21 protein-coding genes are annotated in these 25,215 nt (G+C 70.4%); 14 read left to right on the top strand and 7 right to left on the bottom strand.

Annotation, left to right across the window (positions count from 1 at the left end; all coding sequences use genetic code 11):
• Positions 1-28: 28 nt before the first annotated feature.
• A complete protein-coding gene (locus ACFQ6S_RS41070; protein ID WP_383420896.1) occupies positions 29-412 on the top strand; it encodes a hypothetical protein in 384 nt (127 codons plus the stop codon).
• A gap of 76 nt (positions 413-488) precedes the next feature.
• Here the strand turns inward: ACFQ6S_RS41070 and ACFQ6S_RS41065 are convergent, their stop codons facing one another.
• Together ACFQ6S_RS41065 and ACFQ6S_RS41060 are read right to left on the bottom strand one after the other, a co-directional pair.
• Positions 489-3,119, bottom strand: coding sequence for an N-acetylmuramoyl-L-alanine amidase (locus ACFQ6S_RS41065; protein ID WP_383420894.1), 2,631 nt, complete (start codon positions 3,117-3,119; stop codon positions 489-491).
• Between the two features lie 229 nt (positions 3,120-3,348).
• The gene (locus ACFQ6S_RS41060; protein ID WP_383420892.1) at positions 3,349-4,236 is read right to left on the bottom strand and encodes a septum formation family protein; all 888 of its coding nucleotides are present in this window, start codon (positions 4,234-4,236) and stop codon (positions 3,349-3,351) included.
• Positions 4,237-4,533: 297 nt separating this feature from the next.
• Here ACFQ6S_RS41060 and ACFQ6S_RS41055 point away from each other — a divergent pair, with 297 nt between their 5' ends.
• The 4 genes from ACFQ6S_RS41055 (at position 4,534) to ACFQ6S_RS41040 (ending at position 8,202) form a co-directional block, all read left to right on the top strand.
• Complete coding sequence (locus ACFQ6S_RS41055; RefSeq protein WP_383420890.1) at positions 4,534-5,151, top strand: RNA polymerase sigma factor; 618 nt, start codon at positions 4,534-4,536, stop codon at positions 5,149-5,151.
• Between the two features lie 296 nt (positions 5,152-5,447).
• The gene (locus tag ACFQ6S_RS41050) at positions 5,448-6,137 is read left to right on the top strand and encodes a hypothetical protein (RefSeq protein ID WP_383420888.1); all 690 of its coding nucleotides are present in this window, start codon (positions 5,448-5,450) and stop codon (positions 6,135-6,137) included.
• 347 nt (positions 6,138-6,484) lie between these two features.
• On the top strand, positions 6,485-7,147 hold the full coding sequence (locus ACFQ6S_RS41045; protein ID WP_383420886.1) for an RNA polymerase sigma factor: 663 nt from the start codon (positions 6,485-6,487) through the stop codon (positions 7,145-7,147).
• Positions 7,147-8,202: a hypothetical protein gene (locus ACFQ6S_RS41040; RefSeq protein WP_383420884.1), complete on the top strand. Its 1,056-nt coding sequence runs from the start codon at positions 7,147-7,149 to the stop codon at positions 8,200-8,202. The genes ACFQ6S_RS41045 and ACFQ6S_RS41040 overlap by 1 nt, the downstream gene beginning before the upstream one ends.
• Before the next feature lie 200 nt (positions 8,203-8,402).
• Here ACFQ6S_RS41040 and ACFQ6S_RS41035 read toward each other — a convergent pair whose 3' ends face one another.
• Positions 8,403-9,233 (bottom strand): L,D-transpeptidase family protein, encoded by an 831-nt coding sequence (locus ACFQ6S_RS41035; protein WP_383420882.1) that lies wholly within the window; start codon positions 9,231-9,233, stop codon positions 8,403-8,405.
• Positions 9,234-9,377: 144 nt separating this feature from the next.
• On the opposite strand from ACFQ6S_RS41035, the gene ACFQ6S_RS41030 reads away from it, so the two are divergent.
• Together ACFQ6S_RS41030 and leuE are read left to right on the top strand one after the other, a co-directional pair.
• The gene (locus ACFQ6S_RS41030; RefSeq protein WP_383420880.1) at positions 9,378-10,958 is read left to right on the top strand and encodes a methylmalonyl-CoA mutase; all 1,581 of its coding nucleotides are present in this window, start codon (positions 9,378-9,380) and stop codon (positions 10,956-10,958) included.
• A 49-nt stretch (positions 10,959-11,007) separates the two neighbouring features.
• A complete protein-coding gene (gene leuE / locus ACFQ6S_RS41025; RefSeq protein ID WP_383420878.1) occupies positions 11,008-11,655 on the top strand; it encodes a leucine efflux protein LeuE in 648 nt (215 codons plus the stop codon).
• Positions 11,656-11,657: 2 nt separating this feature from the next.
• Here leuE and ACFQ6S_RS41020 read toward each other — a convergent pair whose 3' ends face one another.
• Positions 11,658-13,055, bottom strand: coding sequence for an FAD-dependent oxidoreductase (locus tag ACFQ6S_RS41020; protein ID WP_383421145.1), 1,398 nt, complete (start codon positions 13,053-13,055; stop codon positions 11,658-11,660).
• A gap of 86 nt (positions 13,056-13,141) precedes the next feature.
• On the opposite strand from ACFQ6S_RS41020, the gene ACFQ6S_RS41015 reads away from it, so the two are divergent.
• The 3 genes from ACFQ6S_RS41015 to ACFQ6S_RS41005 all read left to right on the top strand — a co-directional run bounded on the left by ACFQ6S_RS41015 (position 13,142) and on the right by ACFQ6S_RS41005 (position 16,361).
• Positions 13,142-13,792, top strand: a complete 651-nt coding sequence (locus ACFQ6S_RS41015; RefSeq protein WP_383420876.1) for a TetR/AcrR family transcriptional regulator — start codon at positions 13,142-13,144, stop codon at positions 13,790-13,792.
• 242 nt (positions 13,793-14,034) lie between these two features.
• The gene (locus ACFQ6S_RS41010; protein ID WP_383420874.1) at positions 14,035-15,021 is read left to right on the top strand and encodes a glycosyltransferase family 2 protein; all 987 of its coding nucleotides are present in this window, start codon (positions 14,035-14,037) and stop codon (positions 15,019-15,021) included.
• Positions 15,018-16,361 (top strand): alpha-2,8-polysialyltransferase family protein, encoded by a 1,344-nt coding sequence (locus ACFQ6S_RS41005; protein WP_383420872.1) that lies wholly within the window; start codon positions 15,018-15,020, stop codon positions 16,359-16,361. Before ACFQ6S_RS41010 ends, ACFQ6S_RS41005 begins: the two co-directional genes overlap by 4 nt.
• 141 nt (positions 16,362-16,502) lie before the next feature.
• On the opposite strand, the gene ACFQ6S_RS41000 is transcribed toward ACFQ6S_RS41005, so the two are convergent.
• From ACFQ6S_RS41000 to ACFQ6S_RS40990, 3 genes are all read right to left on the bottom strand, one after another.
• Positions 16,503-17,684 carry an acyltransferase family protein gene (locus tag ACFQ6S_RS41000; protein ID WP_383420870.1) on the bottom strand — a complete coding sequence of 394 codons (1,182 nt, stop codon included), beginning with the start codon at positions 17,682-17,684 and terminating at the stop codon, positions 16,503-16,505.
• Positions 17,685-17,855: 171 nt separating this feature from the next.
• Positions 17,856-19,214, bottom strand: a complete 1,359-nt coding sequence (locus ACFQ6S_RS40995) for an alpha-2,8-polysialyltransferase family protein (RefSeq protein ID WP_383420868.1) — start codon at positions 19,212-19,214, stop codon at positions 17,856-17,858.
• On the bottom strand, positions 19,214-20,194 hold the full coding sequence (locus tag ACFQ6S_RS40990; protein WP_383420866.1) for a glycosyltransferase family 2 protein: 981 nt from the start codon (positions 20,192-20,194) through the stop codon (positions 19,214-19,216). The genes ACFQ6S_RS40995 and ACFQ6S_RS40990 overlap by 1 nt, the downstream gene beginning before the upstream one ends.
• Positions 20,195-20,392: 198 nt before the next feature.
• Between ACFQ6S_RS40990 and ACFQ6S_RS40985 the strand changes: the two genes are divergently transcribed.
• The 4 genes from ACFQ6S_RS40985 to ACFQ6S_RS40970 all read left to right on the top strand — a co-directional run bounded on the left by ACFQ6S_RS40985 (position 20,393) and on the right by ACFQ6S_RS40970 (position 25,203).
• Positions 20,393-21,706, top strand: a complete 1,314-nt coding sequence (locus ACFQ6S_RS40985) for a DUF6716 putative glycosyltransferase (RefSeq protein ID WP_383420865.1) — start codon at positions 20,393-20,395, stop codon at positions 21,704-21,706.
• A gap of 80 nt (positions 21,707-21,786) precedes the next feature.
• Complete coding sequence (locus ACFQ6S_RS40980) at positions 21,787-23,040, top strand: cytidylyltransferase domain-containing protein (RefSeq protein WP_383420863.1); 1,254 nt, start codon at positions 21,787-21,789, stop codon at positions 23,038-23,040.
• A gap of 13 nt (positions 23,041-23,053) precedes the next feature.
• Positions 23,054-23,992 carry an N-acetylneuraminate synthase family protein gene (locus ACFQ6S_RS40975; protein ID WP_383420861.1) on the top strand — a complete coding sequence of 313 codons (939 nt, stop codon included), beginning with the start codon at positions 23,054-23,056 and terminating at the stop codon, positions 23,990-23,992.
• 140 nt (positions 23,993-24,132) lie between these two features.
• Positions 24,133-25,203 (top strand): hypothetical protein, encoded by a 1,071-nt coding sequence (locus tag ACFQ6S_RS40970; protein ID WP_383421142.1) that lies wholly within the window; start codon positions 24,133-24,135, stop codon positions 25,201-25,203.
• Positions 25,204-25,215: the final 12 nt, after the last annotated feature.

The following is a 25,215-nucleotide window of genomic DNA, read 5'->3' as shown; positions in this document are numbered from 1 at the left end:
TCGCAGGTCGGCCACGCTCTTCAAAAATGTGACGACTCAAGCGGAGACCAGGCCCGCAGCCGCGACCAAGCCGGTGCGGTGGGCGGCGGACGCGGTGGCGACGATGCGTGAGGGAGCCCGGCTGCGCCTCGACTACTCGGAGCAGAGCCTGTGGCGGGTCGACCGGATGATCGAGAGCCTGCGCCGCGAGCGGACGCCGTACGCCGCGGTGGAGACCACCTTGCGCGGTTTCGGTGCGTACGCCGGTGAGGTGATCGCCCGTCGGACCGGCGCCGAGTGGTGGGCGACGGGCGGCGATCACTGGATCCGTACGCCCGACGGGCGGCTGTGGGATCCGATCGAGGAGGCGCGGCGCTGTTTCGCGGGCGACGGGTCGCTGCGGCTGCTGTGCCGGGACGCGACACGGCCGTAGGACGGCGGTGCGGGCATGACCCGGCCGGGACCCCGTGAATGGGCGGGGTCCCGGCCGGGTCGGATGACGTCGGTGGTTACGGCGTCAGCATCTGCCCCAGGTGGGCGTCGGTCGGGGTGCCCAGCGCGGTCTTGCTGTGGATGACCGCCTGGGCGTAGCCGAGGCCCGTGCTGTTGCTCGGGAGGTACATGACGATGCCGTCAGTGCCGTCCTCGCCCTCCGCACCGAGCGTCAGGTCCGCCCGGCCGTAGCCCGACAGGTCGGTCAGCGACACCGCGGAGCCGAACAGGTCGCCGCTCTCCGCGGTGCCGGGGACACCGGTCGTGTCCTGCGACAAGCGGATCGAGCCGGTGCCGGTCAGGCCGGTCGAGGTGCCCTTGACCAGCAGCACGTCACCGGCGTTGGCCTGGTTGACGCCGCCGCGCGGGAAGTCCTCGCCGGGGACACCGGTGAGGGCGTCGGCGAGACCGTCGGCGTTGTAGTCGCCGACCGAGACGGAGGCGCCGAACAGGTCGCCGGACTCGTTGCCGCCCGCGACGTTGGCGGTGTCCTGGTGGATCGTCGTCATGCCGGTCGTGGTGAAGCCGGTCGACGTACCCGGGACCATGGTGATCTGGCCGCCGGAGAGGCCGCCCGACTCCGAGGCCACCGGCTGGCCGATGACGATGTCGTCGTAGCCGTTGCCGTTGACGTCGCCCGCCGCGAGCGAGCGGCCGCCCTTGACGGAGATCACGCCGGCCTTGGTGAGGCCGGTCGCCGAACCCGCGAAGCGGACCACGCGCCCGATGCCGCCGGTGTCGCGGTAGTTGAGGGCGACATCGCCGTAGCCGTCCCGGTTGAAGTCGCCGGTCGCGGCGTCCAGGTAGGCGACGGAGCCGGTGGCCGTGGTGAGCGCGCCGGACGTCGTGGCCCCGCCGGTCAGCCGCACATGCCAGTTGCCGCCCTTTCCGGTGCCGGCGGAGAACACGTCGGCCTTGCCGTCACCGTTGAAGTCGCCGACGGTGACCGTCGAGCCGAGCTTGGCGCCGGTCGCCGTGACACTGCCCGACGTGGTGTACGAGAAGCCGGTGTTCAGCGCCGGGCCGTACATGACGACGACCTGGCCGCGGTCCGCGTGGCCGCTGGTGTCGTCCTCGCCGGGCGCGCCGATCGCGAGGTCGGCGTAGCCGTCGCCGTTGACGTCGCCCCAGGCGGTGGCGGCGCCGAAGTTGTCGCCGGACTCGTGGGAGCCGGGGACGCCGGTGCTGTTCTGGGTGAGGGTCCGCCGGGAGGCGGGGACCGGGCCGTCGAGGCCGCCCGGGACGATGGTGAGGGTGCCGCCGTTGCTCAGTGCGCGGGGCGTGCCGGCGACCAGGTCGGCGATGCCGTCCCGGTTGAAGTCCGAGGTGGCGAGGGCGTGCGAGATGCCCGGGGTCTTGGCGACCTGGGCGATCCGGGTGAGCTGGGCGTAGAGGTTCGCGCCGGGGCAGGCCGTCGCGTTGGTGTCCCGGTGGCCGAAGACCCGCGGCAGGGTGATCGACTGTCCCATCGGGATCTTGTTGCCGTCGACGCCCTGCTCCACGCCCGAGGTGAGCGTGACCTTGCCGGTCGGGTCGATGCCGTACATCCCGAACTTCCAGGCCACGATCCGGGAGATCGCGTCCATCGCGGCGCGACTCGGCTTGGCCGTCTCGAAGTTGCCGATGTACGAGATGCCGACCGTGTCGGTGTTGAAGCCGACGTCGTGCGCGCCGCGCACCGGCAGGTCCGTGCCGCCGCTGCGGCCCTCGAAGATCTGGCCGCACTTGTCGACGACGAAGTTGTAGCCGATGTCGAAGTAGCCGCGGGCGAAGTGCGCCTGCTGGATGGAGCGCATCCGGGCCCGGGACTCGCCGCAGGACAGGCCGTTGTCGCTGCTCTCGCCGGTGTGGTGGACGACGGCGGCCTTGATCTCGGTGCCGTACTCCGGAGTGCCGTCGTAGTCCGTGGACGCGCCCCATTCCGCCTGCGTGATGATCGGCGGCTTGACGACCGTCGAGGGACGGGGCGCGGGGACCGTGGCGGTCGGGGTGGGGGAGGCGGTCGGGGACGCGGACTCGGTGGGCGTGCCGGTGGCCGTCGGGGTGTCCGTGGGCGCCGGGGAGCCGGTCGGTGTGGCCGGGTCGGTCGCTGTGGCCGTCTCCGTGGGGGTGGCCGGGTCCGTCGGCACCGGGGTCTCCGTGGCCGGTGCCGTGGTCTCCTCCGCCGCGAAGGCGACCGGGCGTATCGCGCCCTTCGGGTCCGTGCCGGGGTCGAGCAGCTTGACGTCCATGCCGGCCGGCTGGCCCGCCGCCTCGGTGCCGTCCGCGTTCACGAGGCGGACCTCGACGGCGTCCGAGTCGCCGGTCCACACCGACTCCGTACCGCCGCGCAGGGCGGCCCGCGCGCCCTCCTCGCCGTCCGCCTGGCTCGGTTCGAGCGTGACCTTCAGCCAGCCGGACCACTCGCCGGTCTCGACGTCCCGGGTGCGCACCTCGGGTGTCCCCTTGGCCTTCGCATCGGGGTCGTTCCAGGTCAGCACCACCGCGCTGAAGCGTTCGGTGTCCTGCTCGGCCAGACCCCTGCGGCCGGAGCCGCGGTCCTTCAGTTTGAGCGTGTGGATCGACGGCTCACGGTTCTCCCGCTTGGTGTCGGCCGGCGCGGACGGGTCCGCGATGGCGTACGTCACCACGCCCGCGCCGCTCAGCACGACGGCCCCCACCGTCAGCCACGCACGTCTCTTGAGACTCAGCGGTTTGTACGCATGGGTCCTACGAGGACTCAACTACCCCACCCCTAGCAATGGTCACGTTTCGCATCACCTGTCACACAGGTGGCATGTACAGACAGCGCACAAGTGCCAAGAACTGTCACCCGGTGACAACAAGGGGGCGGGGCCGCGCCCTCGGTGGACGCGGCCCCGCTGTTGCGAAGGGGTGTCAGCCCGCCCAGACCTCGGCATCGTCGGCCGGGACGGTGGTGGCCAGGCCCAGTTCCTTGCGGGCGGCGATCGTCTTGCTCGGGTCGATGCCGGTGAACGCGGAGTCGTAGGCGATGTAGAACGCGTCGGCGTCGGCGGCGTTCGCGGCCTTCCGCCAGTGCTCGGCGGTCTTCGTCAGCTGCGCGCGGAGCTTGCCGACCTCCGTGCCCTCGACGCCCTTCAGGCCCTTGAGGTGTGCGTCGAGGGCGGCGGCGACGGCCTTGGCCTGCGCCTTGTAGCCCTTCAGGTCCTCCTCGACGGTGTCCTTCTCGGACTGGTTGGCCCACAGCGCGTCGTAGACGCCGTTCGACCCCGTCAAGTACGTGCTCTGCTCGGGCTTCAGGGACTTCGCGGTGTCCAACGAGCCGGTGAACGTACCCGATTCGTGGGTGTAGGTGCAGCTCACGGCGCGGTCACCCGTCGTCCAGCTCTCCTTGGTCGGGGTGTAGTAGAAGATCGCGACCCCCTTGGGAAGCGCCCAGGTGTCCGGGGCGAACTTCCCTGCCTCGACGGGGCAACGCTCGTCGGCGATGGCCGAGATCGCGTCGTCGCCGGGGTACGCCGACCCCTGGTCGATCTTGAAGTCACCGACGACCTGAGCCGTGTGCGCCTCGGCGCAGGGCACGATCTCGACGAGCACCTCGGTGCCCTCGCCCTTGCTGTTCGGGTTGTAGCAGTCCCCCGTGGCCAGCGAGAACACCGAACGCTGGCGGGCCACCTTCTTCGCGCCGTCCTTGGCGCTGTCGACGGCGTCCGAGACGTCCGAGCATCCCACCGCACCCATCGCGAGCACGGCGACGACGGCGGATATGCCCCGAAGGGAGCGGTATGGGCTGCGGATTGACATGGCGTTATATCCCTTTATCTGAGCTTTATGTGGGTCGCGCGCATCGTATGCCATTGCTGTGACGGGGCTGTGCGAAGGTCGCGGCGTCTGTGACTGCCGGTGGCGCGCAATGGTTGTAGGCGATCGGCGGTGAGTTCCGGCCACCGCCGCATGGGCGAGCCGGGCGACGGGTGTCGTACGGGCTCGCTGTGACACTTCTGTGAGTGCGGGCGCTGTTGAGCGTGGAGGGACGTGGGAGAGGGTGGCCTCACCAAATGGTGCGGATTCGCCACGAACCGGTACGGACGAGGACAGTTCTTGGGCCAGGGAGGCGAACCCCGCCGCGTGCGCGCGCACGACGGGGAGTTGGGCGCGGCCGTCGCGCGGGCCCAGGAAGGCGACGAGGCCGCGTTCGCCGTGGCCTACCGGCTCGTGCAGCCGGCACTGCTGGGGTATCTGCGCGGGCTGGTCGGCGACGACGCGGAGGACGTGGCGTCCGACGCCTGGCTGGAGATCGCCCGGGACCTCGGCCGGTTCAAGGGCGATGGTGCCGGGTTCCGTGGCTGGAGCGCGACCATCGCCCGCCACCGGGCGCTGGACCATCTGCGCCGGCAGAAGGTACGGCCCCGGTCGTCGGCGCTGGAGCAGGACGTACTGGAGCTGCCGGGTCCGTACAGCACGCACGACCAGGCACTGGAGTCGATCTCCACGGAGGCGGCCCTGGAGCTGGTCCGAGGGTTGCCGCGGGACCAGGCCGAGGCCGTGCTGCTGCGGGTGGTGGTCGGCCTCGACGCCCCCTCCGCGGGCCGCGTCCTCGGCAAGCGGCCGGGCGCGGTGCGGACCGCCGCGTACCGGGGGCTGAAGCGCCTGGCCAAGGAGCTGGGCGTCGCAGGTGTGACGGATGACGGCCCCCGGACGCTGGGGGAATCGAAATGAACAGTGAGGGCGACGGCGGCGACCAGGGCGGTGCATCGGCGCTTCGGTGAGACGAAGCCGGGGTGTGCGGTGAGTCGTACGGGGCGTGAGAGACGTACAGGCTTATGAGCTCGTGAGTCACAGCTGTCACATGAGTCACGCAGGTTGCGCGGGTTGCGCGGTCACAGAAGCAACATGCGCGGTCGCAAGAGCAACAAAGGCCTACCAAGCAGGTCGGACAGGAACGGGAAACGGACATGGGTGAGCAGCAGAGCGGCGGTGGGTCCCCCGGCCGTCGGCGTGTGCACCCTGACGGCATGGTTTCCGGACCCGCCTCCGGTCAGGTCGTGGCGCTGGACGACGCCGAGCTGGAGGCGCTGCTGTCCGCCGCCGTACTGCGCGGACACGGACCGGACGTCGAGGGCGAGCAGCGGGCCGTCGCCGCGTTCCGTGCCGCCCGGGACGCGGGGGCACTGCGGGCGCGCACCCGGCGCCGGGACGACTGGCGGCCCCGCGAGCAGCGACGCCTCGCGCTGTCGGTGAAGACCACGCTCTCCCTGTTCCTCGCGAGCCTCACGCTGGGCGGCGCGGCGTTCGCCGCGATCGGCTCGTCCGGCTCCTCGGACGCCCCGGCCGACGACAGGGGCAGGCCCACGCCGTCCGCCGGCGCCCCCGACCGTCCGGCCGCCGGGCCGTCGACGGACGGCGCCGGCTCCGCGAAGCCCGGCCATCCGACAACGGCACAGGACACCGAGGCCAAGTGCCGCGCCTACGACCAGGTCAAGGACAGCGGCAAGTCCCTGGACTCCACGGCCTGGCAGCGGCTGATCCAGGCGGCGGGCGGCGAGGACAAGGTGGCCGCCTACTGCGCAGGGCAGTTGGCGGCGGCGAAGAGTGATCCCACCCGCCAGGCCGACAAGGGCACTGCCGACGGCAACGGTGAGGGCCGGAGCGAGAACGGTACGTCCGGCAAGGGCACCGGCGAGGGTTCCGTCAAGAAGAAGTGACCCGGCGGGGGCGAGAAGAAGCGGTCCGGTGGGCCGTTCGCGGCCGAGGCGACGGCCATCGGTTCCGCGCCGAGGCAACGGCCGGGGCCGCCACCCCCCACAGGAGAGGCCCCGGCCGTCGCGCGGCACGGGCCGCGCGGCGGCCCGTACTCTCTACAGCGCCATGACTGCGTTTTCTGTCACACCAGGGCGGACACATCGCGGATTCCCGGGTAGTTGCATGTTGTACGGACATGGACGGCCAGCGGTTTCAGGCCGTAACGTGCCTTTCGCGCCGGACGCGGAGGGTGTATGACCACCGCAACGACCTGCGGTCTTGGCACCGCAACCACCAATTGAGGTATCCAGTGCTGGGGGACGACGCGGAGCTGACCACCGCGGTGCTTGCGGCGCAGGACGGGGACGAGACCGCGTTCCGGACTGTGTACCGCTCCGTGCACCCGCGGTTGCTCGGGTACGTGCGAACGCTGGTCGGCGACCCGGACGCCGAGGACGTCGCGTCGGAGGCATGGCTGCAGATAGCCCGTGACCTGGAGCGTTTCAGCGGCGACGCGGACCGGTTCCGCGGCTGGGCGGCCCGGATAGCGCGCAACCGCGCACTGGACCACATACGCATGCGGGGCCGCCGGCCCGCGATCGGCGGCGACGAGACCGAGCTGACCGGGAAGGCCGCCGAGTCCGACACCGCGGGCGAGGCCATCGAGGCGCTGGCCACCGACGGCACCCTCTCCCTGATCTCCCGGCTCCCGCAGGACCAGGCCGAGGCAGTCGTCCTGCGCGTGGTCGTGGGGCTCGACGCCAAGACGGCCGCGGAGACGCTGGGCAAGCGTCCGGGTGCCGTACGGACCGCCGCGCACCGGGGCCTGAAGCGGCTCGCGGAGCTGCTCGGCGACGATCCGGAATCGGCCGGGGTGCTCGACGGCCTGCCTCCCCAGCGAGAACCGCGCGGTCGTGCGGTGACGTCCGCGAGTGTGACGCATATGCGTTCGCGGACGCAGAAGGATGTGTGATGGCCGACGAGCTGTACAGATGGCTGGACCGCGAAACGGCGGAGCGCTTGCTGAGCGGAGAGCCGCTGGAGGCTGTCGACGCCACCGACCGTGACCAGGCCGAACGGCTCGCCAAGACGCTTGAGTCGCTGACCGTCGAACCCCCGCTGACCAGCGAGGAACTCCCCGGAGAGGCCGCCGCGCTGGCCGCTTTCCGGGCGGCCCGCGCACAGCGGGAGGACGCTTTGGCCGCTGAAGGTGACGACCCCGGTCCGCACGCCTCCGATGTCTCCGACGTGGGGCTCGTCCGGATCGGCGCCCCCGTGCGCACCGTCCGCCGCCCCCGCTGGGCACGTTCCGTACGGCTCGGCCTCGCCGCCGCGCTGGCCGTCGGCATGGTCGGCGGGGTGGCGGTCGCGGCCGGAACCGGAGTCCTGCCGACGCCGTTCGACTCGGACGAACCGGCACGTCCGGCCGCCACCGTCCCGGCGCAGGTACCCACGGAGCGGCCGCTCATCTCGCCCTCCCCGCCGGCCGGCGCGCAGGACGAGCCCACCCCCGACGACGGCTCGAAGGCCCCCACCGACACCGGCGGCCCCAAGGGCGTGACGCCCGGCGGCCCGGCAGGGGACCCCGAGTCCGCCGCCGGGGAACGGGACGGGTCCGGCGGCCGGTGGAAGGCCGTTGCCTCCTACTGCCGCGACCTGCGCGACGGCAAGCCGCTGTCCCTGGACCGCCGGCGCACCCTGGAGGGCGTGGCGGGCAGTCCCGCCCGGGTGCGCAAGTACTGCAAGAAGGTCCTGGCCGCCGTCGGCGAGAGCACCCGGTCCCAGCAGGGCGACGGGGACGGCGACAGGGGCAGGGACAGTGGCGACGACGGCCAGGACGAGGAGAAGGACAGAGGCAAGGGCCATGGGAAAGGCCACGGCCATGGCAAGGGCCGGGGCCATGACGAGGACGACTCCCGAGGTCGCGACGGTCGCCGCACCGACAGCGCCGCGCGGCTCCCGTCGACCGTGGCCGGTTTCCTGTCGGACCGAACCCTGCTGACGCCTTCCTCTGTCACAAGCCGCTGACCTGCGGATTTGCGGGTCGCGGAAAATACTTCGGCCGCAGAGTGACGTTTTCAGCCGCGGCGGCGCTGATGAGAGTGAGCCGACTGGTCATCGGCCGTCGCACAGAGCCGGGGTTCCCCCCGTACCTGCGGCTCGTGCATCGGCGCGGGCGGGACACGTTCCCCCGGTCCCGCCCGCGCCCCACATCCGCCGCCCGCGCCTCACCAGTGGACGACGACCTTGTCGCCGGTCCGCACCTGCGCGAACATCTCTTTGATCGCCGGCTCGTCCGCCACATTGACGCAGCCGTGCGAGGCGCCCCCGTAGCCCCTCGCCGCGAAGTCGGACGAGTAGTGCACCGCCTGGCCGCCGCTGAAGAACATCGCGTACGGCATGGGGGAGTCATAGAGCGTCGACACATGGTGCCGTGACTTCCAGTAGACGGTGAACACGCCCTCCCGGGTCGGTGTGTACTGCGATCCGAAGCGCACCGGCACCATTGCGACCGTGCGCCCGTCCACCATCCAGCGCAGGGTCCGGCTCGACTTGCTGATGCACAGCACCCGGCTGGTCAGACACCGTGCGTCCGGCGCGTCGGCGGGCTGCCCGCCCATCAGATACAGGTCCCAGTTGCCGGGTTCGCGGGTCATCCGCAGCAGCCGCTCCCAGGTGACCTCATCCGTCTTCCCGGTCCTCGGCAGTCCGCGCTTGCCCTGGAAGCCCTCGACCGCCCGCTCGGTGAGATCGTCGTAGGTCCCGGTCGGCCCGTCGAAGAGCCAGGCGATCTGCCGGAGCCGGGCCTGGAGCTCGCGGACGTCCCGGCCCGTGTCGCCCCGCTGCCACAGCACCGCGGCCGGGGCGGACGTGGTGGCGGGCGCGGGCGTCGTGACCGGCTTGTCGTCGGGCGGTGCCGACTTCGGGGACGGCGTGCCGTCCGGGAGCTCTATGCGTATCGGTGAGTGCCGCTCCCCGTCGGAGGACTGCACCGTGCAACCGCACAGCAGCACGGTGAACGCGGCTCCCGCGGCGAGTACGGCACTCGTTCTCCCCATCCCCATGCCTTTGGTACGCATCCCGCCCCCCGGCGTCTCACACCGGCCGTCCCGATGTCCCCTGAGATGTTCCCCGCACGTGACCGCTCGCGAACTACACGGCATGGTGGGACACAGAGAGGAACGGTCCACGGGAGGCACACCATGGCGCGTGAGTCGGAGTCCGGACTGCCGATCGAGCCGGTCTACGGCCCGGACGCGCTGTCCGGCTGGGATCCGGCCGAGAAGCTGGGCGAGCCGGGCTCGTACCCCTTCACCCGCGGCGTGTACCCCTCGATGTACACCGGCCGCCCCTGGACGATGCGCCAGTACGCCGGCTTCGGAACGGCGACGGAGTCCAACGCCCGCTACCGGCAGCTCATCGCCCACGGCACGACGGGCCTGTCGGTCGCCTTCGACCTGCCCACCCAGATGGGCCATGACTCCGACGCCCCGATCGCGCACGGCGAGGTCGGCAAGGTGGGCGTGGCCATCGACTCGATCGACGACATGCGGGTGCTGTTCGGCGGGATCCCGCTGGACAAGGTGTCGACGTCCATGACGATCAACGCGCCGGCGGCCCTGCTGCTGCTCCTCTACCAACTGGTGGCGGAGGAGCAGGGGATCCCGGCGGACCGGCTCACCGGCACGATCCAGAACGACGTGCTGAAGGAGTACATCGCGCGCGGGACGTACATCTTCCCGCCCAAGCCGTCCCTGCGGCTGATCGCGGACATCTTCAAGTACTGCCGGGCCGAGATCCCGAAGTGGAACACGATCTCGATCTCCGGCTACCACATGGCCGAGGCCGGGGCGAGCCCGGCGCAGGAGATCGCCTTCACCCTCGCGGACGGCATCGAGTACGTCCGTACGGCGGTCTCGGCCGGCATGGACGTCGACGACTTCGCCCCGCGCCTGTCGTTCTTCTTCGTGGCCCGTACGACGGTCCTGGAGGAGGTCGCCAAGTTCCGCGCCGCCCGCCGTATCTGGGCGCGGGTGATGCGGGACGAGTTCGGCGCACGGAACCCCAGGTCACTGATGCTGCGCTTCCACACCCAGACGGCCGGTGTGCAGCTGACGGCCCAGCAGCCGGAGGTGAACCTGGTCCGGGTCGCGGTCCAGGGCCTCGCGGCGGTCCTCGGCGGCACCCAGTCCCTGCACACCAACTCCTTCGACGAGGCCATCGCGCTGCCCACGGACAAGTCGGCCCGCCTGGCCCTGCGCACCCAGCAGGTGCTGGCCTACGAGACGGACGTGACGGCGACGGTCGATCCGTTCGCCGGCTCCTACGTCATCGAGCGGATGACGGACGACGTGGAAGGGGCGGCCGTCGAGCTGATGAGGCGGGTCGAGGACCTGGGCGGTGCGGTGTCCGCCATCGAGCAGGGCTTCCAGAAGAACGAGATCGAGCGCAGCGCGTACCGCATCGCCCAGGAGACCGACTCCGGGGAGCGGGTGGTGGTGGGCGTCAACCGCTTCCGGCTCGACGAGGAGGAGCCCTACGAGCCCCTCCGGGTCGACCCCGCCATCGAGGCACAGCAGTGGGAACGTCTCGCGAGGCTCCGTTCGGAACGCGACGGGCAGGCGGTCGACGCGGCCCTGACGGCCCTGAAGAAGACGGCCGAGGGCGTGGACAACGTCCTGTACCCGATGAAGGAGGCGCTACGGGCCAGGGCGACCGTGGGCGAGGTGTGCAACGCGTTGCGGGAGGTCTGGGGGACGTACGTCCCGTCGGACGTCTTCTGATCCGAGACGCTCGGGCTCGGTGTCAGAGCCGCGTGCGACACTCCTTCTCATGTTCGGTGTCATCGATCTCCCCACCTATCTGGCCGGTCTTGTCCTGATCGTCCTGCTGCCCGGCCCCAACTCGCTCTACGTGCTGTCCGTGGCCGCCCGACGAGGGATCCGGGCCGGATACACCGCCGCGGCCGGGGTGTGGTGCGGTGACACCGTTCTGATGACCCTGTCCGCCGCCGGCGTCGCCTCGCTGCTGCAGGCGAACGCCGTGCTGTTCGGGATCGTGAAGTACGCGGGTGCCGGGTATCTGACCTGGCTGGCGATCGGGATGCTGCGGGCGGCCCGGGCGATGTGGCGGACCCGGCGGGACAAGGCCGTCGTCGAGGCGTCCGAAGCCGTCGCCGACGAGCGGCCCCTGCGCCGCGCCTTCGTCATCAGTCTGCTCAACCCCAAGGCGATCCTGTTCTTCGTCGCCTTCTTCGTGCAGTTCGTCGACCCCGGGTACGCCTACCCCGCGCTGTCGTTCGTGGTCCTCGGGGCGTTCGCGCAGTTCGCGAGCTTCCTCTACCTCACTGCGCTGATATTCAGCGGTACGAGGCTGGCGAGCGCCTTCCGGCGGCGCAAGCGGCTGTCGGCCGGCGCGACTTCGGCGGCGGGCGCGCTGTTCCTCGGCTTCGCGGTGAAGCTGTCCCTCGCCGGTTCCTGAGGCTATCGGGCGGCTCGCTCGACGTACTCCCGCAGTCCGTCGCCCGTTGCGCCCGCCCAGCCCACATAGCCGTCCGGCCGCACCAGGAACAGGCCCGTGCCGTACGGCTCCTGCGCCGCTCCCCGGACCACGCCGATCGACTCGGGCAGCTCGGGGGCCTCGGCACCCAGCGCCAGCAGCGTCCAGTGCGGTCCCCGGAAGGCGTCGAAGAGGCGGACGCCGTCGACCGTCCCGTCGGGCGCGCGGTCGCCGGCGTGCAGCGGGCCCGGTGCCTCGCGTGTCTCCGTCGTCAGGCTCGACTCCCGGTACCCGATGCCCAGTTGCCGGGTCGCCCCGCCGCGCCGCACCTCCCCGCGGTGCACGCTCGTCGACAGCCCGAGCATGCCGGCGGCGATGGGGCGCCGCTCCTCCTCGTAGGTCTCCAGCAGAGCCTCGGCGGCCCCGTCCCGCAGCACCGCGCCCAGCTTCCAGCCCAGGTTGTAGGCGTCCTGCACGCTGGTGTTGAGCCCCTGACCGCCGGCCGGTGAGTGGATGTGCGCGGCGTCCCCCGCGAGGAAGACCCGCCCGTCCCGGAACCGGTCCGCGAGCGCCGCGCGCGGCCGGAAGTTCGAGGCCCACCGCACCTCGGTCACGTCCTCGGGCGCCAGATGCGAGCGCGCGGCGACGACCTTGCGCACACCCTCCAGGGAGACGTCCACCGACGAGCCGTCCGTGAACTGGGCCGCGACCTGGAAGTCCGCCGTGCCCGCGAGGGGGCAGATCGCGAGGAAGCCGTCGCCCTCGCCACGGGGCGGGAAGAGATGCCAGTTGTCCCGGTCCAGGCCGGTGATCCTGACGTCCGCCACCAGCGTCGGGTTCGGGTCGACGGTCTCGCCGGTCATCGCGATGCCGAGGGTCCGCCGTACCACCGAGCGACCTCCGTCGGCGGCGACGGCATAGCGCGCGCGGACACTGCCGCCGGCCGCGAAGGCGACGGTCACGCCGTCGGTGTCCTGCGTCAGCCCCACGACCTCCCGGCCGAACAGGACCTTCCCGCCCAGTTCCTCCAGCCGCGCGAAGAGGATCTCCTGCGTCCGCCACTGCGGGACCATCCAGGGCTCGTCGTACGGGGAGTCCTCCGTCACCTCGGCCGGGTCGAACATCTGGTGCTCGCCCGTGCGCTTCCCGTCCTGCCAGAGCATCCCGACCGGGTAGCCGCCGCCGGCCGCACGGATCGCGTCGAGCACGCCCAGGTCGTCGAAGACCTCCATCGTGCGCGGCTGGATCCCCTTGCCGCGCGAGCCGGGGAACAGGCTCTCGTCCCGCTCCACCACCAGCGCGTCCACCCCACGCCGGGCCAGGTCGATGCCGAGCGCGAGGCCGGTGGGACCGGCACCGACGATCAGTACGTCCGTGTGCATAACATCCGTGTTCATGCCATAACTCCTTAACGCTGTTAAGTGCTGTCGGCTTCGAGAGTGCACTTAACGCCGTTAAGCTGTCAAGCGTGACTACGGAACGACGAGCGCCCCTCGACCGCAAACGCGTCGCGGAAACCGCCCTGAGGCTCCTGAACGAGGTCGGCCTGGACGGGCTGACCCTGCGCGCCATCGCCAAGGAGCTGGACGTCAAGGCGCCGGCCCTGTACTGGCACTTCAAGGACAAGCAGGCGCTGCTCGACGAGATGGCGACCGAGATGTACCGCCGGATGGTCGCCGGGACGCCCCTCGACGCGGCCGACACCTGGCGGGAGCGGCTGCTGAAGGCCAACCGCGGACTGCGCGCGGCGCTGCTCGGCTACCGCGACGGGGCCAAGGTGTTCAGCGGCTCACGCTTCACGGGCCTCGTGCACGCCGAGCAGATGGAGGACACCCTGCGGGTCTTCACGGCCGCGGGCTTCTCCCTCGCCCACGCGGTCCGCGCGACCTCGACGACGTACCTCTACACCCTCGGCTTCGTCACCGAGGAACAGGGCGTCGAGCCGCTTCCGGGCGAGCGCCGCGAGGGTTACGACATAAGCGAACGCGCCCGTCTGATGGCCGACTTTCCCTTGTCGGCTCAGGCGGGCGCGGAGATCTTCGCTGACTACGAACAGCACTTCGAGGAGGGGCTCGCCCTCGTGATCGCCGGGATCGAGGCCCGGTACGGCATCCGGTGAGGCGTGCGGATCAGGTGCGGCCGTACCGGGTGTATCCCAATATCAGTCACCCAGATCGTCGAACAGTCGATCGACGATCGAATGTCTGAGGGCGTGAATGCGGCGTTGCGTCATTGATTCTCGAAAAAGGAGGGCGGGCCGTTACTTATCGTTCACCTGATGGCCGCCGTGGGGACAATGTCCGGCGTCGAACGTCTCCTACGGTCGCAGGGATCCGCCCCGGAGAGAGCCCAGGTGTACGCGTGACCAACCGCCCCCCGACACTGTCCGTGATCGTCCCCTGCTACAACATCGAGTCGTATGTCCCCGAGACGGTGACCAGCCTGGTCAACAACGAACGGGACGACTTCGAGTTCATCTTCGTCGAGGACCGGTCCACCAAGGACAAGACGTACGAAGCGCTGCTGACGCTGACGAAGAGACTCAAGAACAGCCGGGTGATACGGCACGAGCAGAACGGCGGACTGGCCACCGCCCGCAACACCGGCATCGACGCCTCGGATGCCCGCTACCTCACCTTCCTCGACGGTGACGACTGGCTCGCCCCGGGCTATCTCGCGGATCTGGTGGACTCCATCGAGCGCCACGACGTCGACTTCGTGCGCACCGACCACGTCCAGGTCACCGGCATCGAGCGGACCGTGCACCGCGCCCCCGAGGGCCGCCGCCACACCGCCCTCGACCCGCGCAGCTCGATCCTCCCGGTCGACGACACCACCATGGTCGACTACCCCTACGCCTGGGCCGGCATCTACCACCGCCGCCTCCTCGACAAGGGCATGCTGCGCTTCCACGACGGACTGAAGACCGCCGAGGACCGACCCTGGATCTGGGACCTGCACCGCAGGGCCGACTCCTACGCCGTCGCCAGCCTGCGCGGCGTCTTCTACCGCCGGGGCGTGGCCAGCTCGCTCACTCAGATCGGTGACGTTCGCCAGCTGGACTTCTTCCGCTCGTTCGATCTCGTCCTCTCCGAGCTCGCCGACGACCCCGAGGTGGGCAGGCTGCGCAAGAAGGCACTGCGCAACTACTGCGTGGTCATCGCCCACCAGCTGCTCGGCCGCGGCCGTTTCGAACGCAGCATCGCCGCCAGACTGAAGCAGATGGCCGCCGAGGCACTGGGCAGGATGTCGGAGGACGAACTGGAAGAGGCCCTCGTCGGGATGGGCGAGGAGCGCGTGTACATGCTGCGCCGGATACGGGGTGGCATGAAGGGAGTGGCGGCATGATCCAGATCTTCTTCTCGGCCACGCAGTACGCGGCCGCGACGGTCACCGCCGCCATACGGGCCGGCCAGTTCGGCCCGCGCGAGGGCGTCCGCCGCATCCTCGTCGTCAGCAACACCGCCGCCATCCCCGAGGTCGGCACCCCGCTGAACAAGATGGCCGGCTTCGAGAAGCTGGCCCCCGAGTTCGACGAGGTGCGCTCCTGGAACGAGTTCATCTCCCCGCACCACCCCGCCGGCTGGTCGCCCCGGGGCCAGGACGCCCTGCTGTGGGAGAAGGCCGTACGTCTCGCCTGGAACCTGGGCGACGAGCCCGTCGAGATCGCCTGTGAGTCCATCCAGGCCAACCCCTCGCGCGCGGTCGCGGACATCTTCGCGGACAGCCCGATCCATGTGTACGCGGACGGCCTGATGAGCTACGGCCCCACCCGCAACCGCATCCCGCACGGCATGAGCAGCCGCATCAAGCGCGTTCTGCACCTCGACCTGGTGCCGGGCCTGACGCCCATGCTGCTGTCCGAGTACGGCGTCGAGCCCGAGGCCGTCCCGAACGAGGCGATCGTCGACGTCCTCGCGCAGATCGGCGAGTCCGGCGCCGGCATCCTCGCCGAGCGCCTCCCGGCCGACAACCCGCCCACCGCCGTCCTCCTCGGCCAGTACCTCTCGGCCATCGACCTGATCACCCAGGACGAGGAGGAGCAGCTGCACATCCGCATGCTGCGCGCCGCCGCCCGGTCCGGTCACCAGGATGTGCTGTTCAAGCCGCACCCGAGCGCGCCGGCCGTCTTCAACGAGTCCCTGGAAGCGGTCGCGGCGGAACTCGGCGTCAACCTCACGGTGCTCAACGAACCCGTCCTCGCCGAGACGGTCTTCGCCTTCCTCGAGCCGAAGCTCGTCATCGGCTGCTTCTCGACGGCACTGATGACCGCCGCCGCCTTCTACGGCATCCCGGTCGCCCGCGTCGGCACGGACGTGCTCCTCGAACGCATCACGCCGTACGAGAACAGCAACCGGATCCCGCTGACCATCATCGACGCGGCCCTGCCCGACGCGGAGATCGCCGAGCTCGGCTCGCCGCTCGAACTCGGCGGCATGGCCGAGGACCTGGCCCCGCTGGTGCGCGGCGTCGGCTACTGCATGCAGTCCCGCAAGCACCACGGCATGCGCGACGAGGTGGCCGCCTGGCTCACCGCCAACCTGGCCCAGTACCAGCACTACTTCAAGCGCCGCCGCCTCACCAGCCTGCGCCTCCCCGGCGGCAGCCCGGTCCGCGCGGAAGCCCTGCGCAGGCACCCGGCGGTCCGCAGGGCCGTACGGCAGCTGCGGCAGACGACGCGGAAGTAACGAGCGGTTCCGAAAAGCGCGTTCGGCGCGTCTCCCCGACCGGGGGGACGCGCCGAACGCGTGTTGAGGCCAAGTGCCGCCAAGGGGCGCGGGGAACTGCGCGACCGGCCCCCACCGGCCCGCAGCCGACAGACGGCCCTCCTAGCGGAGCGGTACGGCGGGCAGCGCCCGCTTCAGCCGCGGCCCGAACGGCTTCTCCACGAACCGGTTCATCAGATACGCCAGCACCAGCAGACTCAGCACGGACAGGGCCAGCGTCTCGTAGGAGCCGAGCCCCAGGCCCCGGTGCAGCACCCGGATGAAGAACCAGCCCAGGTGCTCGTGGATCAGATAGAAGGGGTACGTCAGCGCCCCGGCCACCGTCAGCCAGCGCCAGTTGGCCCAGCTCGTCCAGCCCAGCGCCACCACCGCGACGGCGGCGAAGGCGCAGAAGACGATCGCCTGGATGACATACGGGTTGCGGTGGAACTCGCCCTGGGCGCCCGGGTGCCACAGCGCCATCACCGAGTAGCGCTGGCCCAGCAGGAAGGACATGCCCACGATCCCCCACAGCAGCATGTCGCTGCCGAAGCGGTGGATCAGGTACAGCGCGAGGCCGCCGATGAAGAACGGGGCGTGGTCGCGCATGACCAGCTCGTCGGTGAGCGGGTTGTCGGCGACCCGGGCGAAGGCGCCGGCCAGCGTCCACAGGATGCAGAAGGTGACCACCCGCTTGTAGGTGACGCCCTTCCAGATCACGAACAGCGCGAAGAGCACGTAGAACTTCAGCTCCACCCACAGCGTCCAGCACACGCCCAGGACCCGCGGCACGCCCAGCGGCTGCTGCATCATCGTGAGGTTGACCAGGAACTCGTCCGGCCGGACCGGGTGGACGACGACCGGCAGGAGCACCGCGGCGCCGGTGACCATGACGATGGCCACCCAGTACGCCGGGTAGAGGCGGGAGATCCGGGAGCGGAAGAAGTCGCCGAGGCTGCGGCCCCAGCTGCTCATGCAGATCACGAACCCGCTGATGACGAAGAAGAACTGCACACCCAGGCTGCCGTAGGTGGAGAACTGCGACAGCGTCGGGAACATGACCCCGGGGGACTGGTGCCAGGAATTGGCTACTTCGCCGTTCTTGCCGGAGAAGTGGTACATGCACACCATCAGTGCGGCCATCAGCCGCAGCCCGTCCAGGGCGCGCAGCCGGCTCTCCCTGCGGGGCCGGACAGGAGGCCGTGCGGCAATGACCTGGTTCAGCCGGGGTTTCGCCGGTCCCGGCGGTGCCGTGGCCTGGTCGGCCGTGACTTGTCCGGCCGTGGCCTGGTCAGCCGCGCTCATCCGGGGGCCTTTCTCCTGGGAGCCTCGAGGTGCGTTCAGTCGTACGTGATGGACGCTGCCATTTCATACGACGACTGAACGCTATGTCCCTCGGACGGGTGAAAGGTGAGTGACGGCTGACGCTCAGGGAGCGCGAAGGTGTCACACGGATGAACGACCACCCCTTCTTGGTTACTTTCGGCCGGCCACCTGCTTCAGCGCACGGGCCCGGCGCGCCAGTCGGCGCACGGTGGCGTTGCGCGGGATGAAGGAGAGCTGGGCCGGCACGGCTCCGGGCAGGGCCAGCGCGGTCAGGCGCTTGCGCTTGAAGTAGCGCCAGGTGTGCGGGTTCAGATGCTTGGTGAGATAGGCCTCGGCCGCGCCGCGCAGCCCCGGGTAGATCTTCGGCTGCATCGCGAAGCCGACCGTCTTGACCAGCGCGGCCAGTTCGTCGATCCGCTCGCGCCCGGGCATCGCCCAGCCGCGCACCGCGGCGGCGTCCGCGATGTCCGGCAGCAGCGCGTCGACGATGGTCAGCGGCACGCGGTTGCTGTTCTGGTACGGCGTGAGCCGGGTCAGCACGGCGTCGGTGCCGACCCGCGCGACCGGGAGGCCGTACAGGTTGGCGGCGGTGAACAGCCCGGTCGAGAAGCAGCCGACGACCAGCGCGGGACGCAGCCGCTGGAAGGCCACCTCGGCGAGCATGGGCCGGTCCAGCAGGGTGAGTGCGGCGCCCAACCGGGTCGCCTCGTCCTCCAGGAGCTTCGACCAGCGGGCCGGCGCGACGGGGTGCGGCTTGAACACGAGCTTGCGATGGCCGAGCGCGACGGCGCCGCGCACCATCTGCAGGTGCAGGTCCTCCTCCTCGGCGTCGCTGAGGATGCCGAGCGCGGAGAGGTACTGGCCCAGCAGCAGCGCCGGCTGGGCGTTGCCGGTGGGCGCGGCCAGCCCGGTCTCGGCCTCGGTGAGTTCACCGAGCACCTTCAGGAACACCTCGGACGGCACCAGTTCGGACGGGACGCCGAACTCGGTGAGCAGCAGCGGGGTGAGGCCCGGGACGAGATCGAGGTGCAGCAGCCGGCCGACCCGGGTGCCGACCAGCGGGTCGATCTTGTCGCGCGTGGGGCCATAGCTTATGAGGCCGTCCGCGTAGACGTCGACGGGAGCGCCGGTGAACAACTGGCACAGCGCGAGCGCCGGGTTGACCTGGACGGACTCGACGGCCAGCTGGATCTCGTCGTCGCCGAGGTTCCACAGCAGCCGTACGTACCGCTCCCACATGGGGATGTCGTCCGCGCGCGGCGACCAGCCGCTCGGATGGAACGGGGAGATGGTCTCGTTCCAGGACAGCACCTCGTCGAAGCGCCCGCGCAGTTGGGCGAAGCCCGGCATCGCGTCGACGGACGGGGTGATCTCCGGGTTGACCGCGTTGTTGGTGATCAGCAGCAGCCGGCGGTCGGCCGGCTCGAACAGCCCGGCGTCCAGGGCGGAGGCCAGGGTCGCGGCGCCGTAGAGCGTCGAGGCGCAGAAGATCTGGGTGGTGCGGGGCATCAGGCGGCCACCGTCCGTGCCCCGACCGCCCTGCGGCGAACCCGCCGCAGACGTGCCGCTCGCTGCGCGTCCATCGAGTCCATTACGTCCGTGAGCACGTCCTGCGGCATTCTTTTCAGGGCGGCGGCGCTCATCGAGCGCAGTTTTCGAGCCACGGCGGGTTCGAACCTCTCGATTTGTCCGAGATGATGAGCCATGATCGCACAATAGGTGCGGACGGCTTTCGGAAGCAGCTTATCGGCCTCGGGGTCGCGCGCCGTTTCGTCGATTACCTGATCGAACGCACGAATGAAATCGAGTTGGCGCACATCACCGATCTGGGTGAGTGAGGACGCCACGCCGCGCCGGTAGTAGACGCCGAGCAGTCCCACCGCGGCGAAGGACTCCGCCTCCCGGTGCAACTTCCAGATCCACGGCCGGTCCTCTGCGGTGCGCAGCCCGTGGGTGAACTGCAGGATTCCGCGGTCGACCAGGCGGCGGTGGTAGATGCCCGCCCAGGCGTACGCGTAGTCCACGGACGTCGACCGGTCGGCGGGCAGGATCGCCTCACGCGGGTTCATCACCGTCCAGCGCCGGCCGTGCGGCACCCGGTGGATGCTGCGCGCCCGCCCGGTGGACTGCACATGGTCGGTGCGTACGAAGTCGCAGCCCAACTCCTGGATGGCGGAAAGGAGCTGCGGGAAGTAGCCGGGAGCGAGCCAGTCGTCGCCGTCCAGGAACGTCAGGTACTCGCCACGCGCCTTGTCGATCCCGGTGTTCCGTGCGGTGGCCAGCCCTCCGTTCTGTTCGTGTCTGACGACCACCGCGCCCGGCAGCTCACGCTCAGCGCGCGCGAGGATGTCCGGTGTCCCATCAGTCGAACAGTCGTCGACGAGAATGAATTCGAAGTCCTCACGTGTGTTCGCACGCAGGCTCTTCAGGGTGTCTGGCGCGTATTGCTGCACGTTGTAGAACGGCACGATGACGGAGAGCTTGACCACCTGAGGGACGTTAGGGGTCGGTCCGGCATCCGTCTTTACTCGCAGCTTGATGTCAGGTGAACGAGACGTGGCGATGCGGTGAACCAGGCTATTTTTCAACGACTTCAGGCCTCGATTCGTCGTTAGTCGATGTGCTGTTAACCGTTTGTTGCATTCTGGTTGGGCGGAACCTTGAAATCGCTTCCTAGCGTCGTCGACGTGCCAGCAAGTGTGACGAAGACCCGGCGAGTGGCCGTACTCGCGGATTCCGACACCCGGTGGAAATGGGGCGCGCTCACCGCGAACCGTATCGCTCCGGAGGATTCGGACATCCGTCTGGACGGATACCTCCTGCGTGGCCGGGCCACCCCCACAGCCCGTCAGCTCCAGGAAGTCGGCGTCCACGCCGACTCCCTCCGTGAGGTGTCCGCCGTCGAGTTCCTGCGCACCATGGCGCAGGAGTCGTACGACGTTCTTGTCCTCGCGCTCGTCGGCGGCGGGGTGCAGGCCATACTGCACGGCCTCAAGCAAGTCTGGGAGGAGAAGACCGAGCGGCCCGTCGTCGTCACCGGCTATGTCGGCGTCGTCTACGAGAAGCTCGCCGACGGCCTGTTGCTGCGGCACGGCGCGGACCTCGTCCTCGCCAACTCCCGTCAGGACGCCGAGCGCTTCCGCGCGGTGTACGAGGGGGTCGGGGCGGACGCCTCCGCGGTGACCGAGGTCGCGCTGCCGTTCCTCGGCGGTGAGCCGTACACCGGCGAACACGACCCGTACACGGTCGTCTTCGCCGCCCAGCCCTCCGTGCCGGACAACCGCAGGGACCGGACGTACCTGCTGAACCGGCTGATCCAGCACGCCCGCAAGCACCCCGAGCGCGAGGTGCTGCTCAAGCTGCGCTCCAAGCCGGGCGAGCACACCACGCACATCGAGGAGTTGCCCTACCAGAAGCTGGTGCAGCGGCTCGAACCGCCCGCCAACTTCAAGCTGGTGTACGGCAACATGGGCGAGGTCCTCGACCGCACCGACCTGATGGTCACCATCAGCTCCACCGCGGCGCTGGAGTCGCTGCACCGCCGTATCCCCACCGTCGTCCTCTCCGACCTCGGCGTGCGTGAGGTGCTCGGCAACCACCACTTCGTCGGCTCCGGCTGCCTCGCATCCTGGGACCAGCTCGACGAGGGACACCGGCCCACGCCCGACGAGGAATGGGTGTCGCGGCAGGGCGTCTGCGCCGACGGCTCGTACGCCACCGCCTTCGACCCGGCCCGCAAGCGCATCGCCGAGCTGCTGGAGCGGCCCGGCGGGATGCCCGCCCTCACGCCGTACTACACGCCGGCCACCGCGCCCGGCTATCTGCCCGGCATCCTCGCCCGCCACCACCTCGGCCCGGACGGCAGCCCGTTGCCCGGCGCCCCCGCCCACGACAAGGAGCCCGGTCCGGTCCGCCAGATAGTGCGCCGGGCTGCACGCGGCGCCTACCGCCACGGCGTGCAGCGCGTGGCTCCCGTCATCCGGCGGATGGGGGAGCTGTGAGCGATCCGACGACCGATCCGGGGACCGGGGCGCCGGGACGCGCCCCGAAGCCTCTGCCAGGAGCCCAAGGAGTAATGCCCATGTCCAACCCGGAAGCAGGCCAAGGCGCTTCAGCACACCGCGTGCTCGCCGTGATCCCCGCGCGCGGCGGCTCCAAGGGCGTGCCCGCGAAGAACCTGATGCCCGTCGGCGGCGTACCGCTCGTGGCCCGCGCGGTACGTGAGTGCCGGGCCAGCCGCCTGGTGACCGACGTCATCGTCTCCACCGACGACCAGGGCATCGCGGCCGCCGCCCGGCAGGCCGGCGCCGAGGTCGTGCTGCGCCCCGCCGCGATCGCCGGTGACACCGCCACTTCCGAGGCGGCCGTCCTGCACGCCATGGACGCCCACGAGGCGCAGCACGGCACTGCGGTGGACGTGGTCCTGCTCGTGCAGTGCACCAGCCCGTTCATCATCCGCGAGGACCTCGACGGCGTCGTCAAGGCGATCGTCGCGAACGGCGCCGACACGGCTCTGACCGTCGCGCCCTTCCACGGCTTCGTGTGGCGCCACGGCGACGACGAGCCGGCCGAGACCGAGCGCGCCGCCGCCGGCGGCGGGTACGGCGTCAACCACGACAAGTCCTTCCGCCCGCGCCGCCAGGACCGCCCCCAGGACTTCCTGGAGACCGGCGCCGCCTACGCGATGGCCGCCACCGGCTTCCGCGAGCACAAGCACCGCTTCTTCGGCCGCACCGAGCTGGTGCGCACCGACCCCGCCCGGGTGCTGGAGATCGACGATCCGCACGACCTGGCCCGCGCCCGCGCGCTGGCGCCGCTGTTCGACGCGGACCGTCCCGGCGCCCTTCCGACCGCCGACGACATCGACGCGGTCGTACTGGACTTCGACGGCACCCAGACCGACGACCGGGTGCTGATCGATGCCGATGGAAAGGAGTTCGTCTCCGTGCACCGCGGAGACGGCCTCGGCATCGCGGCTCTGCGCAAGAGCTCGCTCAAGATGCTGATCCTGTCCACGGAGCAGAACCCGGTCGTCGCCGCCCGCGCACGGAAGCTGCAGATTCCCGTGCTGCACGGCATCGACCGCAAGGACCTCGCACTCAAGCAGTGGTGCGAGGAGCAGGGCATCGCGCCTGAGCGCGTGCTCTACGTCGGCAACGACGTCAACGACCTCCCGTGCTTCGCCCTCGTGGGCTGGCCCGTGGCGGTCGCGAGCGCCCACGACGTCGTGCGCGGCGCCGCACGCGCGGTCACCACCACCCCCGGTGGCGACGGCGCAATCCGAGAGATCGCCAGCTGGATCCTCGGCCCCTCTCTCGATTCCCTCACCAAGTAAGGACATCTACGCCATGAGCACCAACTCCCGCATCCGCAACTTCGGTTCGCGCGAAGTCGGCCCCGGCAAGCCCGTCTACATCTGCGGCGAGATCGGCATCAACCACAACGGTGAGCTGGAGAACGCCTTCAAGCTCATCGACGTGGCCGCCGAGGCCGGCTGTGACGCCGTGAAGTTCCAGAAGCGCACGCCGGAGATCTGCACCCCGCGCGACCAGTGGGACATCGAGCGCGACACCCCCTGGGGCCGGATGACCTACATCGACTACCGCCACCGCGTGGAGTTCGGTGAGGACGAGTACCGCCAGATCGACGAGCACTGCAAGAGCAGGAACATCGCCTGGTTCGCCTCCCCGTGGGACACCGAGGCCGTCGCCTTCCTGGAGAAGTTCGACGTCCCCGCCCACAAGGTCGCCTCCGCGTCGCTCACCGACGACGAGCTGCTGCGCGCCCTGCGTGCCACCGGCCGCGCGGTCATCCTCTCCACCGGCATGTCGACGCCGAAGCAGATCCGTCACGCGGTCGAGGTCCTCGGCTCGGACAACATCCTCATGTGCCACGCCACCTCCACCTACCCGGCCAAGGCCGAGGAGCTGAACCTCCGCGCGATCAACACGCTGGAGAAGGAGTTCCCGAACGTCCCGATCGGCTACTCCGGCCACGAGACGGGCCTGCAGACCACCCTCGCCGCGGTCGCGCTCGGGGCGACCTTCGTCGAGCGTCACATCACCCTGGACCGCGCCATGTGGGGTTCGGACCAGGCCGCGTCCGTCGAGCCGCAGGGCCTGACGCGCCTCGTCCGTGACATCCGCATGATCGAGGCCTCCCTCGGTGACGGTGTCAAGAAGGTCTACGACTCCGAGCTCGGCCCGATGAAGAAGCTGCGCCGCGTCGCCGGTGTGGTCGCCGAGGCGGAGATCGCCGCGGCGGCGGGCGAGCCGGTTCAGGTCTGACCCGCACCGAGTTCCGGTAGTGCGCCGAGTCCGAGTGCCCGTTCAAGGGCGCTCGGACTCGGCGCCCCTTCGAGCTCCTTACACAACGAGCTGAATACGAGCGCCGCATGAGCGCCTTACGACGGGTAGGTCGTACGTCGATGAGCCCCCGCGCCGGGAACACCGGCCCTCACACTCTCGCCTTCGTCGAGAGTCCGGTACAGCTCCTGAACGTGCTGGAGTGGGCGCACGCCCGCGAGCACGCCATCGGCGCGGGACTCACCCTCGTCGTGCTGTCGCCCGTCGACCCGATGACCCGTGGCCAGCTGCGCCGGATGGCCGAGCTGGCGCGCGACGACGGGCACCAGATCCGCTGGGAGGAGGCGCGGGGCGGCGCGGCCGCGCCCTTCCAGACCATCGGGGGCCTCGCGGGCCTGCTCCGCCGAGCGGACCGCGTGGTCCTCGGCGACCCCTTCTCCCGCTACGTCCAGCTGCTGCTGACCATCACCAAGGCCCGCGACCTCGTCGTCGTCGACGACGGCACGGCGACCATGGAGTTCGTCGCGCAGCTCGCCCGGGGCGAGCGCCTGGTCCGCTGGCACCGCAAGGGCGGCCGCCCCGGCCCCCGCGACCTGGTCTTCGCCCCCGTGTCCTCCGCCGCCCGCAAGCGGCTCACGCCGAGTGAGCACCGCAGGGTCGAGATCTTCTCCTCGATGCCGATGGAGGAGATCCCGGACGGCGTGACGGTCACCGCCAACACCTTCGCCTGGACCCGCGACCGCTTCGGCCCGCCCCGCATCACCAAGGGCGCGGACCTGGTCGGCACGTCCCTCGTCGAGACCGGCGTGGTGGACGGCGACCGCTATCTGGAGGCGGTCCTCTCCCTGGCCAAGGCGCACGGCGCCACCCGCTACTTCGCCCACCGCCGCGAGAGCGCGGAGAAGCTGCACCGGCTGGCGGCGGAGACGGGCCTGGAGATCGTCCGTCCCGACCTCCCCCTGGAGCTGATCGCCCGCCGCGGCCCCATCGGGCGCACGATCCTGAGCTTCCCGTCGACCGTCGTCCACACCCTGCCGCTGGCCCTGTCGGGCACGGAGGTCCGCGTCGCGGTCTGCGACATCGACCCGGCCTGGCTGACGGAGAACGCCTCACCGCGGGCGCAGGGCTTTCTGTCGGGGGTCACGGGGACGGCGCGGGACGTGCACCGGCTGTCGGCGGTCAGCGCGGTCTGAGGGCATCGCCTG

Source organism: Streptomyces sp. NPDC056479 (genome assembly GCF_042795335.1).
Taxonomy (GTDB): domain Bacteria; phylum Actinomycetota; class Actinomycetes; order Streptomycetales; family Streptomycetaceae; genus Streptomyces.
This window is presented reverse-complemented; position numbering and strand designations above follow the sequence as displayed.

Excerpts from the sequence above, each read along its gene's own strand:
- ACFQ6S_RS41060 (WP_383420892.1), bottom strand. The coding sequence starts at position 4,236 with ATGTCAATCCGCAGCCCATACCGCTCCCTTCGGGGCATATCCGCCGTC.
- ACFQ6S_RS41050 (WP_383420888.1), top strand. The coding sequence starts at position 5,448 with ATGGTTTCCGGACCCGCCTCCGGTCAGGTCGTGGCGCTGGACGACGCC.
- ACFQ6S_RS41040 (WP_383420884.1), top strand. The coding sequence starts at position 7,147 with ATGGCCGACGAGCTGTACAGATGGCTGGACCGCGAAACGGCGGAGCGC.
- ACFQ6S_RS41035 (WP_383420882.1), bottom strand. The coding sequence starts at position 9,233 with ATGGGGAGAACGAGTGCCGTACTCGCCGCGGGAGCCGCGTTCACCGTG.
- ACFQ6S_RS41030 (WP_383420880.1), top strand. The coding sequence starts at position 9,378 with ATGGCGCGTGAGTCGGAGTCCGGACTGCCGATCGAGCCGGTCTACGGC.
- leuE (WP_383420878.1), top strand. The coding sequence starts at position 11,008 with ATGTTCGGTGTCATCGATCTCCCCACCTATCTGGCCGGTCTTGTCCTG.
- ACFQ6S_RS41020 (WP_383421145.1), bottom strand. The coding sequence starts at position 13,055 with ATGCACACGGACGTACTGATCGTCGGTGCCGGTCCCACCGGCCTCGCG.
- ACFQ6S_RS41005 (WP_383420872.1), top strand. The coding sequence starts at position 15,018 with ATGATCCAGATCTTCTTCTCGGCCACGCAGTACGCGGCCGCGACGGTC.
- ACFQ6S_RS41000 (WP_383420870.1), bottom strand. The coding sequence starts at position 17,684 with ATGAGCGCGGCTGACCAGGCCACGGCCGGACAAGTCACGGCCGACCAG.
- ACFQ6S_RS40995 (WP_383420868.1), bottom strand. The coding sequence starts at position 19,214 with ATGCCCCGCACCACCCAGATCTTCTGCGCCTCGACGCTCTACGGCGCC.
- ACFQ6S_RS40980 (WP_383420863.1), top strand. The coding sequence starts at position 21,787 with ATGTCCAACCCGGAAGCAGGCCAAGGCGCTTCAGCACACCGCGTGCTC.
- ACFQ6S_RS40975 (WP_383420861.1), top strand. The coding sequence starts at position 23,054 with ATGAGCACCAACTCCCGCATCCGCAACTTCGGTTCGCGCGAAGTCGGC.
- ACFQ6S_RS40970 (WP_383421142.1), top strand. The coding sequence starts at position 24,133 with ATGAGCCCCCGCGCCGGGAACACCGGCCCTCACACTCTCGCCTTCGTC.